Source organism: Streptomyces sp. NBC_01454 (genome assembly GCF_036227565.1).
Taxonomy (GTDB): Bacteria; Actinomycetota; Actinomycetes; order Streptomycetales; family Streptomycetaceae; genus Streptomyces.
In genome coordinates, this window is sequence record NZ_CP109460.1 from 6,304,079 (window position 1) to 6,320,939 (window position 16,861).

Here is a 16,861-nt window from a genome sequence, read left to right on the forward strand (position 1 = left end):
TCCTCCCGATCGACCGGTCAGTCACCACTTCCCGGCACCTCTTTTCGTCGGTTGCTCCCTGCCTTCCGAGGCCTGCTCCGCGGGTTCCCCGGCGGCTGGGCGCGGGTCGCCGGCGGGGTGGCCGTTGATCCAGGACAGTCCGCCGATGTCGAGCAGTGAGCGGGCGCGGGTCACCGCGACATAGGCAAGACGTGCCTCGTCGAGGTCGATCGGACCCGGGAGCGGGGCGCCGTCCTCGCCGAGCTCGTCGAGATCATCGGGGCCTGTGAAGTCGTCCGCGATGCGTACGCTCGCCCACTCCCGCCCCTTGGCCCGGTGGGCTGTGGAAACGGTGACCTCGGCGGACTCCTCGGGGGAGAGCTGCTGGAGGGCGCGCAGCAGGGCCGGTGTGCCGTGCTCGTCGACCAGCTCCACCAGCGGCAGCAGATCCCGTCCGGCCGGATCGAACTCCGCGTACTCGCGCAACTCGCCCCAGGTCTCGAAGAGCAGCAGCTCGGGGTGGGCGGTGCGGCGGCCGGCATCGAGGTCGTGTGCCGCACGGGCAAGAGCGCCGAGCGCCTCGCCGCCGCCTGCCAGTGCGAGCCGGTGGCCCGCTGCCAGCTGCCGTATCACCTCCACCATCGCCCCCGCATTCGTCCGGCACAGAATTGCCTCCGGCGCGCGTACCTGACGCACGTGTGTCTTCAGGTCGGGCGCACCTGTGAGCCGGAGCGGTGCGCCGACGATCGTGAGCCAGCGGTTGGCCTCGGCCGCGAGCGACGGCCCGAAGCGGAACGAGCGGGAGAGGCTGAGCTGTCTCCCGTCGAATCCCGTCATGACATCGCGCGCGCCACGCCAGCCGTAGATGGCTTGAGCGGAGTCCCCGACCATCACCAGCTGTGCGTGGTCGCGCTGGGCCGTGAAGACCTGCTCCACCACCGGGTTGGTGTCCTGTGCCTCGTCCAGGAGCAGGAAGTCCGCAGGGATGACGGGCTCGCTCAGTGCCCACATCTTGAGGTAGTGGTCGTGCTCGAAGCGGACGACGCCGTGGCCCGGTTGCTGAAGATCGGCCCAGGCTTTGCGCGCGTAGGGCAGGACGAGTTCGGCGAGGTGTGTGTGCAGCGGGGCGGGTTCGGCTCCGCGCAGGGCTGGGACATGGTGTGACGCCACCTCCGCGTCGGCCGACTGGCAGAAGCGGGTGACGGTGCGCAGCACCGTGTGCGAGAGGGCTTTGTGCGTGAGGGTGCGTTCCCCGAGGCGCACCCTCATTCCGTCGTCGATGCCCAGAGCAGCTCCGGTGCGCCAGCCCGCTTGCCGAGGGGAGTTCATGCGCGCCTGGAATCTTCTGCCCACGGCGGTGTAGGCGAGGGCATGAGCGGTCTCGCAGGGCACTTTGGAGGGGAAGGACCGGGCGGCATGGCGCGCGACCGCTCTGTTGAAGGCGATGTAGCGGCCCGATCGGCCCTGTCGCCGCGCGGTGCGGGCGAGCATGGCGAGGGTGGTGGTCTTTCCTGTCCCGGCACCGGCCTGGATCACCAGATGCGCCCCGGTCGAAAAGGCTTCTGTCGCGGCGGCTTGTTCGGGCGTGGGGGTGTTCATGGCAGCTCCTCACCGGCATGGACATCGGCAGTGACACCGATATCGGCTGGTCACTGAGAGTGATGACATCGCTCACCGTAGCGGATTTGAGGCGGAGGGCGAGGGGGATGGTGAGGCCTGTGGATAACTCCGGCCGGTGCGCGGTGCGCGGTGCGCGGTGCGCGGTGCGCGGTGCGGGGGCGGGGGCGGGACGCACCCCGCGCGTCCTGCCGTCGGGCCGCGTTGTCAGTGCCGTCTGCTTACCTCGTCATCACGGCACGGCCCGCGCGGGCCGCGGTGGGAGCGGGCGAGGAGTTCGCCTTCTCCCGCGGGGTCGGCGAGGAGGTGCCGTGACCGAAGGCCGGCTGGGCTTGGCGTATGTCCGGCACTTCGTCGCGAGGCGCGCGAGGGAGTGCCGGGACGCTGGGGGAGGGACGGAAGACACCGTGCGTACGACCGTAGACTCGCAGGTCGGGGACACAGCAGCAGGACGGGCGCGGCAGCCTCGGGGAGCGCCGCGGCCGGAACGGAACGGCCGAGCGGTGAGGGATGGCATGACGAGGCGGCGGCAGGCGGCGGCAGGGGAGACCCGGCCGCCGGACGGCTCGCCCGCGACCGGGTCCGGGGGCGTGGGGGAGGCCGGCGGGACCGGCGCCGGTGCGATCCGCTGCGCCGCGGTCTTCCTGCCCGCCCAGCCGCCGCGCGCGGGGAAGATCGCGCTCTGGCGGCCGGACGGCGGCCCGCTCCCGGATGTACTCACCACAGAACTCGATGCGTCGGGGACGGAGCGGGAGGGGGCCGCCGGGCCGGGGCAGCTGACCGTCGCCCGCCGTCACGGAAACGGCGCCCGCAGCCGCGCTGTCCCCGCCGTGCTGCTCCCGCTGACCGAGGCCGTCCCGCTGTTGATCCGTGCCCGGCACGATCCGGACGCCCATCCGGCCGCCGCCTGCTGGGGAGCGGCCACCCTCCACGCGCTGCACCTCGCCGCCCGCGGCAGACTGCTCCCGGGACTCACCGCCGACGACACCGACGCCTGGCGCGCCGGTCCGCTCGACCCCGACGACATCGCGCATCTGCGGGCCATCGCCGCCGCCATGCCCGCCGAGGCCTGTCCCGTGCCACTCCCCGGCAGCCGCCCGCTACAGCTGCACGATCCCGCGGATCTGATCCGGCGCTACGTGGACGCGGTCGTCGACACCCTGCCGCGCACCCCCGCCGCCGCATTGGTGGCCGGTGCCCCGTTCGCCGCGACGACACCGCAACACCTGCCCGGCGCACGGGACTGGGCCGCCGAAGCCGCGGCCGGCATCGACGCGGGGGTACGGCTCTCGCTGCGCCTCGACCTCTCCTCGCACCGGCTCTTCGACCGGAAGGAGGAGAGCGGGGCGGGCGACGCCGAAGAGCGCAGCGCGGCCGCCGCTGTAGTGCAGGTGCACAGCCTGACCCACCCCACCCTGGTCGCCGACGCCCGGGACCTGTGGGAGGGCGAGGGGCCCGAGCACTTCGGGGCGCGCTCCCGCGTCGACACCCTCCTCACGCTGCGCCGCGCCACCCGGGTGTGGGCGCCGCTCAGCCGCCTCCTGGAGCGGCCGGTGCCCGATGTACTGCCGCTCGGCGAGGACGAGTTGTACGAGCTGCTGGGCGCGGCCGCACCGCGTCTGGCCGCCGCCGGAGTGGCCGTCCACTGGCCCAGGGAGATGGTCCGCGGACTGACCGCGGCGGCGGTCCTGCGCCCGGCACCCGGCTCGGCCGCGGACGGTTTCGGCTTCTTCGACACCCGTGAACTGCTCCAGTTCCGCTGGCAGGTGGCGATGGACGGGGTCCCGCTGACCGAGGCGGAAATGGACGCCCTCGCCGAGGCGCACCGCCCCGTCGTCCGACTGCGCGACCGGTGGGTCCTGGTCGACCCCGGACTCGTCCGCAAGGCCCGTAAGCGCGAACTGGGCTATCTGGAACCGGCCGACGCCCTCGCCGCGACGCTCCACGGCACCACGGAGGTGGACGGCGAGGAGGTCGAGGTGGTGCCGCAGGGCGCACTCGCCGCACTGCGCGGCCGCCTCACCACCGAAGCGCGCGCCCTGCCCCAGCCGCCCGGGCTGCGTGCCACCCTGCGCGACTACCAACTACGGGGCATGGCCTGGCTCGACACCATGACCTCGCTCGGCCTGGGCGGGTGCCTCGCCGACGACATGGGCCTGGGCAAGACCATCACCGTCATCGCGCTGCATCTGCACCGCCGGCCCGGCGCACCGGTGCTCGTCGTCTGCCCGGCCTCCCTCCTCGGCAACTGGCAGCGCGAGATCGAGCGCTTCGCCCCCGGCACACCCGTACGCCGCTTCCACGGACCCGGCCGCAGCCTCGACGGCCTGGACGGCGGCTTCGTTCTGACGACCTACGGCACGATGCGCAGCAGCGCGCCCCACCTGGCCGGCCGGCCGTGGGCATGGGTCGTCGCCGACGAGGCGCAGCATGTGAAGAACCCGCGCTCCTCGACCGCCAAGGCGCTGCGCAGTATCAAGGCACCCGCCCGGATCGCCCTCACCGGCACGCCCGTGGAGAACAACCTCTCGGAGCTCTGGGCCCTCCTGGACTGGACGACCCCCGGGCTCCTCGGATCCCTCAAGACCTTCCGTGCGCTGCACGCCCGTGAGGTCGAGGGCGGTGAGGACCCGGCGGCGGCCGAGCGGCTGGCCCGACTGCTGCGCCCGTTCATTCTGCGCCGCAAGAAGTCCGACCCCGGCATCGCCCCCGAACTCCCGCCCAAGACGGAGACGGACCACCCGGTGGCACTGGGGCGCGAACAGGCCGCGCTCTACCAGGCCGTCGTCCGAGAGACGCTCTCCCGGATCGAGACCGCCGAGGGCATCGCCCGCCGCGGCCTGGTCATGAAGCTGCTGACCGCCCTCAAACAGATCTGCAACCACCCGGCGCAGTACCTCAAGGAGACCACCCCCGGCGTCGTGGCCCGCTCCGGGAAACTCGAACTCCTCGACGAACTCCTCGACACCATCCTCGCCGAGGGCGGCGCCACCCTGATCTTCACCCAGTACGTGGGCATGGCCCGGCTGCTGGAGGCGCATCTGACCCGGCGCGGCATCCCGGTACAGCTGCTGCACGGCGGCACCCCGGTAGCCGAACGGGAGAAGATGGTCGACCGCTTCCAGTCGGGGCACGTCCCCGTCTTCCTGCTGTCGCTGAAGGCGGCCGGCACCGGCCTGAACCTGACCCGCGCCGGCCATGTGATCCACTACGACCGCTGGTGGAACCCGGCCGTGGAGGAGCAGGCCACCGACCGCGCGTACCGCATCGGCCAGACCCAGCCCGTCCAGGTCCACCGGCTGATCGCCGAGGGCACCGTCGAGGACAACATCGCCCAACTCCTCGGCGCCAAGAGGGCGCTCGCCGACGCGGTGCTGACCGGCGGCGAGACCGCGCTGACCGAGCTGTCCGACGCCGACCTCGCCGACCTCGTCTCCCTCAGGAGGCCCGGATGACCCCACGCCCCGCCTCCGGGCGCGACGCCGCAGCGGACCGGCTGGCCCGCGCGGACCGCTCCCGTACCTTCCCGCCCCTGCCGGCCCGTACCGGCGCCCGGGGACTGTTCGCCGAATCCTGGTGGGGCAGCGCCTGGCTGGACGCACTGGAGACCACCGCCCTCGACAGCGCCCGGCTCGCCCGCGGCCGGACCTACGCCCGCGACGGCCATGTCGACACCATCAACGTCACCCCCGGCCGCATCGTCGCCACCGTCCGCGGCAGCAGACCCCGGCCCTACAGCGCCGAAATCCGCCTCCGGACCCTCACGGACCAGGAGTGGGACGGCCTCCTGGACGCCATCGCCGCGGACCCCGGCCGGCTCACCGCCCTGCTGGCCAAAACGCTTCCGCCCGCACTGGCCGACGGCGAGGTACACCTCCTTCCGGGGCCGGGCGACCTCGTCCCCCGGTGCTCGTGCCCCGACCACGGCCGCCCCTGCAAGCACGCCGCCGCGCTCTGCTTCCAGGTGGCCCGGCTCCTGGACGCCGACCCGTTCGTGCTGTTGCTGATGCGCGGCCGCGGCGAACGCGAACTCCTCGACGCCCTCTCGCGCCGCAACACCGCCCTCACCGCCCGCGAGACCCGCGAGGCCCGGGACCAGGCCCCCACCGACGGCCGGCCGGCCCCGTACCGCCGCGGGCCCGGGACCGGGACCGGGGCCGTGGGAGAGCCGTCCGCCCCCCGTGCCGAAGGGGGCTCCCCGACGGCCACCGGCGACGCCTCCGGGGAGCAACCGGCAGCGGCCGAGGTCCCGTTGCGCGGCGTCCCGGCCCGGTCAGCCCTCGCCGACCGCCCCCGGCCGCCTCTTCCGCCACCGCTGCCGGTGCCACCGCAGCCCGGCCGCCCTCCGGCCCTCCCGGACGGCGACGGACTCCCCTTCGACCCCGCCACCCTGGAATTCCTGGCAGCCGACGCCGCCGCCCGCGCGCACGCCTGCGTCTCCGCCGCCGGCACCCCGGGCCCCGGCGCGGGGCGAACGGCCCTCCACAGCCCGTTCCCGGCCCTGCCCGCCTGGGAGGACGCCATCCGCCTCACCGCCACCGCCCACCCCACCGCCGGCCTGACCGCCACCACCCGCGCCCTCTACCGCGACCTCGCCGCGGCGACCGGCCGGACGCCCACGGACGTGGCCCGCGCCGTCGCCGCCTGGCGACAGGGCGGCCCCGAAGGCCTCGTCCTCCTCGACACCCCCTGGAACCCCCCGGCCGGCGACTTCGACCGGGCCCGCAGCGCCCTCCTCGCCGCGGACCTCCCGCCCCTGCGTCCGCGCCACAACCACCTCACCGACCCGGACCGCGGCATCCAGCTCCGCTTCGGCCACGACCACCGCTGGTACCCCTACGAATCCGAACCCGGCACCGAGGACTGGTGGCCCGCCGGTCCCGCGGACCCCGACCCCGTGGGCGCCCTCACCGCCCTGGTCGCGCGATGACTAACCTCAACGGCGTGGAAGGTCTCGACGCACTCACCCAATCCCTCGCCCGGCGCACCCCCGAGGAGCTGGCCGCGCTCCTCACCCGCCACGCCGAGCCGCTCGCCCGCCGCCCCGCGCCCACCGAACTCCGCGGCCTGGCAAGCACCTTGTGGTCGTACGAAACCCTCCACCAACTGGTGGTGCACCTCGACCACCCCCGGCTGACGGTGCTCGCCACCGCCGCCCGCATCAGCCAGGAGCACGCCGGGCAGGCCGCCCCAGGGCCCGTCGCCCCCGCCCCGGGCGCCGACTACCAGTCCCTGATGGCACACCGGCTGTCCTTCGCGCATCTGGCCACCGAACCCGTCCCGGCCCAGGACGTGTTCGCCGCCCTCGGCGCCACCTCGCCCGGCCCCGCCCGCACCGCCGCCGAGAACGCCCTGCACGCCCTCTGCGACGACGGCCTCGCCGCACCGGCCGAGGACGGCACGATCGTCGTCCCGCCCCGGGCCCCCCAACTCCTCGCCGCCCACGACTTCGGACCGTTCCTCGCGGACGCCCCGCGGCCCGTCCCGGACACCCCTGCCGCCCCGCAAGAGCCCGCCGCAGCCGTTCCCCGGACCTCGCCGCACGACGAATCCCGGACCGCCGTGGCGACCCTGGACGCCACCGTGGAGCGCCTGCTGGCCTCTCTTGCGACGCAGCCCGCCGCCCTGCGCAAGTCGGGCGGGCTGACCGTACGGGAGATCAAACGGCTGGCCAAGGCGGCCGGCGCCGGCGAACCGCACACCCGCCTCCTCCTCGACCTCACCCTCGCCGCCGGACTCATCGCCCTCACCCGTACCCCGTCCGGCATCACCGCCCTGCCCACCGGCGCCTACGACGACTGGCTCACCCGCCCGCCCGGAGCCCGCCTCGCCCCCGTCCTGGCCGCCTGGTCCGATCTGTGGGACATCCCCACCCACACCCCGTTCGGCGAGACCCCCACCGCACTGGTCCGCGGGCACGACCGGCACGCGCCCGCCTTCCGGCACGCCCTCCTCGCCGCGCTGGCCACCGTCCCCCTCGACGCCGGAACACCCCTCCCCGCGCTGCCGCTCACCGAGCCCCCGCAGCACGAATCGGACCACCGCACCCCGTGGACGGACCTCCTCCGGGCGGCCGACTGGTACCGCCCCCTCGCCGTCACCCGCCGGCCCATGGCCGAGGAACGCGCCGCTCACACCCTCCACGAGGCCGTCCACCTGGGCCTGGTCGCCCACGGCACCCTCACCCCCCTCGGCCGTGCGCTGCTCACCGACCCGCGGCCCCTCGACGAGCCGCTCGCCGCACTGCTGCCCCAGCTCCTCGAACAGGCCCATTTCCAGGCCGATCTGACCGCCGTCGTACCCGGCCGCCCCTCCACCGCGCTCACCGGACTCCTCGCCTCCGCGGCCGACCGCGAATCCGAAGGCCACGCCGTGACCTGGCGCTTCACCCCGCACTCCGTACGCCGCGCGCTGGACTCCGGCCACACCGCCGCCACGCTCCTCGAAGACCTCACCCGCGCCTCGGTCACCGGCACCCTGCCGCAGCCGCTCGCGTACCTCGTCCAGGACGCCGCCCGCGCCCACGGCCGGATGCGGGTGCTGCCCGCCGCCTGCTGCATCCGCTCCGACGACGAAGCCCTCCTCAAGGAGCTCGCCGCGCACCGCGCACTGCGTCCGCTCGGCCTGCGCGAGATCGCCCCGACCGTCCTGGTCAGCGGCCGGCCGCCGGCCGCCACCCTGGACGCGCTGCGCGCCGCGGGCTACGCACCCGCCCTGGAATCCGACACCGGCACCACGACCGTCGAACGCCTCCCCGCCCACCGCGCCACGGCCGCCGCCCCCGTCCGCAACCCCCAGGCTCCGCTTGCCTTGGCCCACCGTCTCCTGGGGCTTCCCACGGAACCCCGGGAGCCGGAGGACCGGAAGCCGGAGGACCGGGAGCCGGAAGACCGGCGGACCGTAACGGCCGGCGACAGGTGACCCAGGGGGCAGTACGCGGCGCCGCGTACTGCCCAGCGACCGCCACGGCCACCGTCCCCGGCCTCAGTCGTCGGTCGGCTTCCGTCTGCTCGCCCCGCCGATACGCCGCAGCGCCGTCGGCGTGAAGCCGAGCCGGCGCGGGAGGCGTCCGGGGTCGGGCGCGGATCCGGAGGGGCGGGGCGCCGCCGAAAGAGCGGCGGACGGCAGCGTCGGGAGCGGGGATGTGGCGTCGGTCGCTGCCGGGGACCGGGAGCCGGCAGCCGGCGAGGGGCCTGGCGTCGCTGCCAACGACCCCGCCGCCGGGCTCGGTGCCGTCTGCCGGGCCGGGGAAGCGTCGGCCGACGGGCGGCGCCGTGCCGCGCCGCGGAGCAGGTCGAGCGCGGTGGAGGGCCGCAGGAACGGGGCGGCAGGAGCGGCGGCCGTGACGACATCGACGTACGTACGGCGGACGGCGGTCCGGCCGGTGGCGGGGAACGGGAGCGCCTCGCCGGTGGCCAGGGCCCACGGTTCCTGGACGAGGCGCCCGATGGCCCGCTGCGTCCTGACGGCGAGCGCCGGATCGTCCATCCCGTGGCGGCGCAGCACCCGGCGCAGCGCGGTGGCGCCGTGGGCCGCCAGAGCAAGGCCCTGACCGCAGTCGGCGGCGAGCGAGACCACGGCGCCACCGAGCGCGATGAAGCCCGTGGGCCACGACGCCAGCTGTTCATAGCGCCGCCGGCGGCCGGCCGTGTCGCGGGTCAGCCGCACCTCGCTCAACGGCTCGGCGTCCGCGATGAGGTCGCCGATGAGCGAGCTGCAGCGGTGGGCGAACGGCACGAAGCGGCCCGCGTGTTCGGACGGCCGGTCGTCGCCGGTACCGGTGAGCGTGACCAGCCAGCGGCCGCCCTCGACCGGGACCAGCGTCGCCGTCTTCCCGGGCAGCGCGCGCCGGGGTGCGAACGGACCGGGAACCGGCTGGACGAGCGGGGAACGGGCGGTGAGCACCGGGCAGTTCTCCGTGCCCTCCGGGGCGCGGAAGATACGGGTCGCCGAGACGATCCCGGCGTCCGAGACGTCCTCATGGACGGTGGGCAGGCCCAGCGCGGCCAGCCGGGACGGGGTGATGGAATGACGCCCCGTGGCATCGATGACGAGGTCGGCATCGAGGCGGTACGTTTCGCCACCGGTGGTGTCCCGGACCCGTACCCCGGTCACGTGTTCCGCGGTGCCCGTCAGCTCCGCCGCTTCGGTGCCGTCCAGGACGCTCACCCCGGGCAGGTCGGGCACCTGACGGCGGATGGCCCGGTCGAGCAGATCACGCGAACAGGCGAGCAGATGCTGCGCATGCGGTCGCCGGCCTAACCAGTTCACCGGGGAACGGCCGGTGATCCCGGCCGGTACCGGCATCCGGCGGGCCCCCTCGGCCAGCCAGTGGTCGATGCTGCCGGGCAGCAGCGCTTCGACCAGCTGGGCGCCGTCCCCCGTCAGCAGCTGCGCATGCCGGGCCCGCGGCAGGTCCGTGGGCAGGGCAGGGGTGCGCGGCAGCCGCTCGCGCTCGACGACGATGACATCGGCGTGACGCGACAGGGTGGCGGCGGCGAGCATGCCCGTGAAGCCGGCACCGAGCACCACGGCGAGGTAGGGGTGGGTGAACTGGAGCCCGCTGCTGCCGGCAGAGCTCGACGCGTTCATGGGCAGTCCCTTTCTCGGCGGCGGAGCACGGTTCCCCGGCCGGCGCGCGACACCTCCAGGAAGGGCGGTGCCGCATACGGACGGGAACGCCGGCGTGCGGCGGCGATGACGGCGTCGGTGGCGGCCGTGAAAGAAGCCGTCAGCGAGAACGGCAGGGACGCGGACACGGTCCGCAGAAGGCGCAGAGGCGCCAGCAGAAGTGGCAGTGCACGTTGTGGGTCCCGGCAGGCCGACGCGAACGCCGGCCTGCCGCCCCCCGATTTCCCCATCATGATTCCCCCTCAGGCCGTGCCGGCCTCGCCCCGCGCACGGCCACCCCCTCCACCACCTGCCCGTGTCACCGGGTGGGGCGGCCGAGCACAACTGCCTCGAAAAACGCGCTCGGCCCAGGGGGACGCAGCCGTCACATCTGGTCAACGGCGGACACTCTTCGGGATCGTAGGCTGCGGCGATCACATCCGACAGCCGGGTGTGCACGAGAGACGCGTGGCAGCCACCCGGGGAGTACCGGGGGGTAGACCCGATGCAAACCGGCGCAATGGGCGGAAAACGCTGCGGTGCTTTCTCGCGTCGCGAGAAAGCAGGGCGAAAAATTTCACCAGGAGAAGGGTGATGGTGCCGGAAGCCTCTCATGGTTGGCGCGAAATGATCGGATGACCGCGGGTGCCCGACCGGCCTGCCTACCCTGTGCGGGCACCGCAGTGGAGAACCCGAGGGAGAGTCGTGCGCGCGATTGTGATGCGAGAATTCGGCGGTCCGGACGTGCTGCGGCTCGAGGACGTTCCCGAACCCGCGCCCCGCGGCGGCCACTCGCTGGTCGAGGTCGCCCTGGCCGGTGTCAACTACGCGGATGTGCACGTACGGGAGGACTCCTACCTCGCGCCCGTCGAGCTGCCGTACGTACCCGGCAACGAGGTCGTGGGGACGGTGGACGGCACCCGGCGCGTCGTCGGGCTGTGCCGCGGCGGCGGCTACGCGGAGCGGGCGCTGCTGCACCGCCGGGTCACCTGGGACGTGCCCGACGCCATCAGCGACGCACAGGCCGTCGCCCTGGCGCTGCAGGGCAACAGCGCCTGGCATCTGCTCTTCACCTCGCTGCGCCTCACCCGGGGCGAGACCGTCGTCGTGCCGGCCGCGGCGGGCGGTGTCGGCTCGCTGGCCGTCCAGCTCGCCGCGCACGCCGGGGCCCGGGTCATCGGACTCGCCAGCTCCCCGGAAAAGCGCAAGCTGGCCGAGGAGTTGGGCGCCCACGCGGTGGTCGACTCGACCGCCGAGGACCTGACCGAGCGCATCCTGGACGCGGCCGGCGGCCCGGTCGCGGCGGCGCTGGAGATGACCGGCGGGGCCACCTTCGAGCGGACCCTCGCCGCCGTCGCGTCGCGCGGCCGGCTGGCCGTGTACGGGTTCGCCGGCGGCGAGCTGGCGAGCGTGCCCACCCGGGAGCTGATGGAGCGGAGCATCACCGTCTCGGGCTTTTGGCTGCCGCAGCTCTACGCGGACCGTACGGCACTGCCGACGTCCATGCGGGCCCTGTTCGACGCGGTCGCCGACGGCAGCCTCACGCCGCTCACCGGCGCCGTCCACGGGCTGGGTGAGGCGGCGCGGGCGCACCGCGAGCTGGCTGCCCGTACCCCGACCGGGAAACTGGCGCTCGAGGTCGCCCGATAATTCCGGTAGCCCGGGGCGCCCGACGGGCAGAACGGCTGCGGGAGCCGACGCCGGGGCCGGCCGTCGGCAACCACGGGCGACGGGGGGACCGGCTCGCGCCGTACAAGCCGTGCGCCTTCGGGCGCGGATCATTGTCAGGGGAGAGAGCACACCATGGGCCAACGCACCACAGCCTCGGGACCGTCGGCCTCGGCCTCGGCCACCGCACCCGACCCCGCTTCGGGCACCACCGCCCGGGCGCCGGGGACCGCGGGCCACGCCAAGAAGCCGCGCCAGGTAGCCAAGGGTGCGTCGTCCGCGGGCTCCCGGACGTCGGGATCCGGCCATGCCGAGCGGGTCTTCCTCGTGCAGACGGCGTTCGCCGAACTTGGCGGCTGCGCACACGGGCCCGGTGAGATCGCCGAGTTCACCGGCCTGGACGACTCCGTCGTCTACCGCATCCTGCAGTCCGGCATCTACCAGCGGATCTTCGAGCGGGTGGACCGCGGCCTCTACCGGCTGCGGACCTCGGCCGCCCAGCTCGCCTTCACCGCGCTCGATCACCGGCTCGACGGCGCCCAGACCGTGCTGCGCGAGCTGCGGAAGGTCACCGACGGGGGGCTGGCCTTCCTCTACATGGTGGCGCCCTTCTCCGGCGCGCAGCGTCAGTGCGTCGACATGGCCGTCGGCGACTCCGATCTCGCGGAGCTGGGAATGACGCCGCGCGATGTGCTGTCCGTGACGCGTTCCCTGCGCACCGGGGCCTCCGGGCGGACGATCCTCGCCTACCTGCCCGAGGTGCTGCAGCAGCGGGTGCTGGCCGAGCCCGTGCCCGACCAGGCGGGACCGGGCGTCTACCGGGACAACGACGCGCTGGTCGCCTCGCTCGCGGAGGTGCGCGATCTCGGCCATGCCCTGGGGTACGAGGAGTGCATGGCCGGATGGAACTCCTGCGCGGCGCCGATCATGTGGGACGGTTCCATCATGGGAGCGGTGCTGCTCCTCAAGCTCAAGTCCGTCATGCCGGTGGCCCCCGACAGCGTCATCGAGGCGACGAAGGAGGCGGCCGCCGTCCTCAGCCGCTACGGAGCCGCCCGGCCGTCCGCGAACCAGGCCTGAACCACGGCGCCGGGCCGCCGGCCCGCCCATGAACCCGTTCGCCTCGGCCCCGCGGCACCTGCCGCCCGAGGACGGACCGATGGCACCCAGGGAGGTCTGATGGAACCGGAGTTGGCGGCGCTCGCCACGGCGGGGGCGACGGCGCTGGTGCAGCAGATGGCGACGGACGGCTGGACGGCGGTCCGCCGCAGAATGGCGGTCTTCCTCGCCCGGCACCGGGGCACGGACGACGAGGAGGCCCTCGCCGGTGAGCTGGAGGCCTCGCGCGCCGATCTGGCGGCGGCCCGGCAGGAGGGCGACGAGAGCGGGGCGGCCGAGGTGGCCGCGGCCTGGCGGCTGCGACTGCGGCGGCTGCTGAGCGAGGACCCGGCCGCGGCGGCCGAACTGCGCGCGCTGCTCGACGAGGTGGCTCCCGAGAAGGAGCGCGGAACCGTGGGGGAGTTGCACAACACCGTCAGCGGCGGGGTACAGCTCAGTCCGGTGATCCAGGCGGGCGTCATCTCCCGCCTCGACTTCACCACCGGGCCGAACCCGCCGCCGCCCGGCTGACACGGGGCGCCCTCGCGCCGCGGGTCCGGGCAGAATGGCGGGGTGCGGCTCGAAGCGATCACCTGGGAACGGCTCACCGACGCGCTCGCCGAGCGCCTCGTGGCGATGCCGGCGAAGGACGGGAGCCCCTGGCTGCGGGTGGCCGTGGACGGGGCACCCGCGGCCTCGCCGGGCGATCTGGCCGGCCGGCTCGCCGAGGCGCTGCGGATGCGGGGGCGGGCGGTGCACAAGGCCGGCACCTTCGGCTTTCTGCGCCCGGCCTCGCTGCGGCTCGAATACGGCCGTGAGGATCCCGACGCCTTCCACGACGAGTGGTTCGACCGGCAGGCACTGTGGCGCGAGGTGTTCCAGCCGCTGGACCCGGGTGGCAGCGGGCGGGTGCTGCCCGATCTGTGGGATCCGGTCGCGGACCGGGCGACCCGCAGCGGATACGTCGAACTTCCGCACGGCGGTGTCCTGTTGCTGCACGGCCCGCTGCTGCTCGGTCACTGGTTTCCCTTCGATCTCTCGGTGCATCTGAAACTGTCACCCGCCGCGCTCGCCCGCCGCACCCCGGAGAGCGAGCGCTGGACGCTGCCCGCGTTCGCACGCTACGAGGCCGAGACCCGGCCCGAGGAGGCGGCGGACATCGTCGTACGTGCCGACGACCCCCGGCGCCCGGCCTGGAACGGGACGTCCTGAGCGCCCGGTCCGGCCCCTGGACGCCCGTCCGGCCCGGTCGCCCGGGACTCAAACGAGCTGCCGTATCTCCCCGCGGACGCGGTAGAAGCCGCCCGGGGCCGCCGCCAGATCATCGACGGCAAACCGCGCCCCGGCCCGGCGGATGTGGCGCGGGAACTGCACGTTCCAGGCGGGGTCATGACCGCCGGAGACGACATGGACCCGCAGCCGGCCGCCCTCCTGCACGCACTCCACCACGATCCCCGAGGCGTCGGCCGCGGCCACCGTCCGCACCGAGGCCGACGGGGTGTATGTCGGCAGCGCGGCGGCCGACTTCACCTCCCGGGCGAGAGGCACCGTGCCCGACCGGGCGGCGGTGACGGCGGCGTCGCTCGCGTCCACACACACCAGGGACCCGTCGGTGGTGACCAGGTACAGCTTCTCGTCCAGATACTGCATCGACAGGGCCGATCCGCCGCCGGTGCCCAGCTTCCACAGGCGGGTGCCGTCGGCGGCGAAGCAGTACACCGAAGAGGCCGAGTCACCCGCGAAGACATAGCGGCCGCCGGGAGCCGTCGCGCAGGAGTAGACCACCGTGTCGCACCGGTAGGTGGCTTCCGGCGTCCCATCGTCCTTGGCCAGCCGCTGGACCACGCGCCGGTCGGTGCCGGCGTACACCGCATGGTCCTCCTGCCAGCCGAACAGCACCGCACCGTTGGTCGGTGTGTGCCACAACTCGCGGCTGCCGTCGGCGCGGTAGGCCGTCACCCCGCGGTGGTGGCCGTGGTAGACGGCGCGTTCGTCCCGCCGCACCATCCAGGCGTGTGCGCCCGCGCTGCGCCGTGACCACTGGAACTCGTCCTCGTGGTCGATGACCGTCAGCCCGCCGTCGCGGTCGGCGACATGGAGGACGCCCTCGCGGATGTCCAGCCAGAAGATGTCGACATCGGGGGCGATGTCATAGGCGGCGAAGGGGACCTTCGACGAGAGGTCGTAGACCGTTCCGTCGTCACAGCCGGCGTAGATCCAGAAGTCGTCGGCCACCAGGCACTTGACGCCGTCGGGCAGCTGATAGTGCGCCAGTACCTCGCCGTCGTGACCCAGGGTGTAGACGTCGCCGTGCTGATTGCCGACCCAGCAGCGGTCCTCCGCGACATGGATGCCGAACGCCGACGCGCCGGTGCGAAAGCGCCACAGCACCGGTGCGACCGCGCGGGCCGTCGAGGGCGTGGAGGTGACCTGGCGCCGTGTCACCGGGCGGGCGGACCGCTGTCCCTGTACCGCCGGTGCGTAGCCCTTGCGGACCTTCTCGCCGATCTTCCGCGCGGCCGCGGCCCGCGCTTTCTCCCCCGTCGGGAACGTCGAGGTCTGCTGCTGGCCGCCGGCGCCGATCCGTCCGTAGCGCACCGAGACCACCGTGCCCCGCACCGTCACCTCGTAGAACTTGGGGGCACCGCCGCCCTCTTGCGACAGTTCCAGATATGTCCTGCCCTCGGACATGGTGCTCCCCTCCCCGGGCGGCCCCACGGCCGTCCCCCGCGGAAAAAACCGTACGGCCGACCACTGACAACGGATCATGGAACGCCGATCGCGGGCCGCTGATCAGCGCGTTCGCGACGGCGGTTAGCGTGAGCGCGTGACGACTTCATTCAACGCACCCGATGAGCCCGACGCGCTGCCCGGCAGTCAGGGGCCGGCCGCGACCGTGGAGGCGCAGCCGCGCTCCATCGGTACCGTGACCATGACCTATGCGCCCGACCCCGACGGCGACCCGGATCCCGGAGAGATCGTGTGGACCTGGGTGCCCTACGAGGAGAACGACGGCCGCGGCAAGGACCGTCCGGTGCTGGTCGTCGCCCGTGAGGCGGGCGGAACGCTGCTGGCCGTGCAGCTGTCCAGCAAGGGCCACCACAACGACCGGGAATGGGTGCCCCTGGGCGCCGGCCCGTGGGACCGCGCGGGGCGCGACTCCTGGGTGGCCGTGGACCGGGTGCTGCGGGTGCATCCGGCCGGGATGCGGCGCGAGGCCTGCGCACTGGACCGCGGCCGCTTCAACCTCGTCGTCAACCGGCTGCGCGAGCGCTACGGCTGGCGCTGACGGCCGCCCCCGGGGTCAGGCCTCCGCCAGGGCCAGGAGCTTGCTGACGGTGTTCCAGTTACGGGCGGTGGCCGTCACCCCGAGCCGGGCGCGGCTCACGGTCTCGGCGAGCTTGGAGCGCCCGGTGCCACCGGGGCACCACAGATACAGTTCGCGCCCGATCAGGCGGTACTGATCGGGCGCGAACGCCGCCGGGTCGAGCGCGTCCAGTCGCGAGGTGTCGGCCGGCACGTCCGACAGGAACGTCACATGGAGGGTCTTGGGCTCCGGCACGGCCTGCGGGAACGGATTCGCGGCGACGGCGGCGGCCAGCTCCTCGGCCGTCCGGACCACGACCGGCACCGTCAGCCCGAGCTCGGCGGCGATCCGGTCGTGCAGCATCCGGGCCGTCTCCTCCGGCGGCGTACCGGGGTCGGCGAAGACGATATTGCCGGTCTGCAGCAGGACCGAGACGTCCTTCAGGCCCAGGGACTCGGCCAGCTCCAGCTGTCCGGCCTTGGGGAAGGAGTTGTGTCCGCCGACGTTGATGCCGCGGAGCAGAGCGATCTGACGGGACATGACACTGCCATTCGTGGGAGCCGGACTCGGGGCGGACGGACG

Annotated in this window: 12 protein-coding genes; 8 read left to right on the plus strand and 4 right to left on the minus strand. The window is 74.0% G+C overall.

What is annotated here, in order from left to right; all coding sequences use genetic code 11:
* Positions 1–21: 21 nt before the first annotated feature.
* Entirely contained in the window at positions 22–1,578 is a 1,557-nt protein-coding gene (locus OIU81_RS27870; RefSeq protein WP_329152130.1) for a UvrD-helicase domain-containing protein, read from the minus strand.
* A 533-nt stretch (positions 1,579–2,111) separates the two neighbouring features.
* Here OIU81_RS27870 and OIU81_RS27875 point away from each other — a divergent pair.
* The 3 genes from OIU81_RS27875 to OIU81_RS27885 are packed head-to-tail and all read left to right on the plus strand — an operon-like array spanning position 2,112 to position 8,517.
* Positions 2,112–5,051, plus strand: a complete 2,940-nt coding sequence (locus OIU81_RS27875; RefSeq protein WP_329152132.1) for a DEAD/DEAH box helicase — start codon at positions 2,112–2,114, stop codon at positions 5,049–5,051.
* Positions 5,048–6,526 carry an SWIM zinc finger family protein gene (locus tag OIU81_RS27880; protein WP_329152134.1) on the plus strand — a complete coding sequence of 493 codons (1,479 nt, stop codon included), beginning with the start codon at positions 5,048–5,050 and terminating at the stop codon, positions 6,524–6,526. Before OIU81_RS27875 ends, OIU81_RS27880 begins: the two co-directional genes overlap by 4 nt.
* Positions 6,527–6,540: 14 nt before the next feature.
* Positions 6,541–8,517: a helicase-associated domain-containing protein gene (locus tag OIU81_RS27885; protein WP_329152135.1), complete on the plus strand. Its 1,977-nt coding sequence runs from the start codon at positions 6,541–6,543 to the stop codon at positions 8,515–8,517.
* A gap of 63 nt (positions 8,518–8,580) precedes the next feature.
* On the opposite strand, the gene OIU81_RS27890 is transcribed toward OIU81_RS27885, so the two are convergent.
* The gene (locus OIU81_RS27890; protein ID WP_329152137.1) at positions 8,581–10,188 is read right to left on the minus strand and encodes an FAD-dependent monooxygenase; all 1,608 of its coding nucleotides are present in this window, start codon (positions 10,186–10,188) and stop codon (positions 8,581–8,583) included.
* A gap of 723 nt (positions 10,189–10,911) precedes the next feature.
* Between OIU81_RS27890 and OIU81_RS27895 the strand changes: the two genes are divergently transcribed.
* The 4 genes from OIU81_RS27895 (at position 10,912) to OIU81_RS27910 (ending at position 14,184) form a co-directional block, all read left to right on the plus strand.
* Positions 10,912–11,856 (plus strand): quinone oxidoreductase family protein, encoded by a 945-nt coding sequence (locus tag OIU81_RS27895; RefSeq protein ID WP_329152139.1) that lies wholly within the window; start codon positions 10,912–10,914, stop codon positions 11,854–11,856.
* A gap of 153 nt (positions 11,857–12,009) precedes the next feature.
* Complete coding sequence (locus OIU81_RS27900; RefSeq protein ID WP_329152141.1) at positions 12,010–12,954, plus strand: IclR family transcriptional regulator domain-containing protein; 945 nt, start codon at positions 12,010–12,012, stop codon at positions 12,952–12,954.
* A 99-nt stretch (positions 12,955–13,053) separates the two neighbouring features.
* Positions 13,054–13,503: a hypothetical protein gene (locus tag OIU81_RS27905; RefSeq protein ID WP_329152145.1), complete on the plus strand. Its 450-nt coding sequence runs from the start codon at positions 13,054–13,056 to the stop codon at positions 13,501–13,503.
* Positions 13,504–13,545: 42 nt separating this feature from the next.
* Positions 13,546–14,184, plus strand: a complete 639-nt coding sequence (locus OIU81_RS27910; RefSeq protein WP_329152147.1) for a uridine kinase — start codon at positions 13,546–13,548, stop codon at positions 14,182–14,184.
* A 48-nt stretch (positions 14,185–14,232) separates the two neighbouring features.
* Here the strand turns inward: OIU81_RS27910 and OIU81_RS27915 are convergent, their stop codons facing one another.
* Positions 14,233–15,663: a WGR domain-containing protein gene (locus OIU81_RS27915; RefSeq protein ID WP_329152149.1), complete on the minus strand. Its 1,431-nt coding sequence runs from the start codon at positions 15,661–15,663 to the stop codon at positions 14,233–14,235.
* 136 nt (positions 15,664–15,799) lie between these two features.
* Between OIU81_RS27915 and OIU81_RS27920 the strand changes: the two genes are divergently transcribed.
* Positions 15,800–16,261, plus strand: a complete 462-nt coding sequence (locus OIU81_RS27920; RefSeq protein ID WP_329152151.1) for a type II toxin-antitoxin system PemK/MazF family toxin — start codon at positions 15,800–15,802, stop codon at positions 16,259–16,261.
* Between the two features lie 15 nt (positions 16,262–16,276).
* On the opposite strand, the gene OIU81_RS27925 is transcribed toward OIU81_RS27920, so the two are convergent.
* The gene (locus tag OIU81_RS27925) at positions 16,277–16,819 is read right to left on the minus strand and encodes a DUF1697 domain-containing protein (RefSeq protein WP_329152152.1); all 543 of its coding nucleotides are present in this window, start codon (positions 16,817–16,819) and stop codon (positions 16,277–16,279) included.
* Positions 16,820–16,861 lie beyond the last annotated feature (42 nt).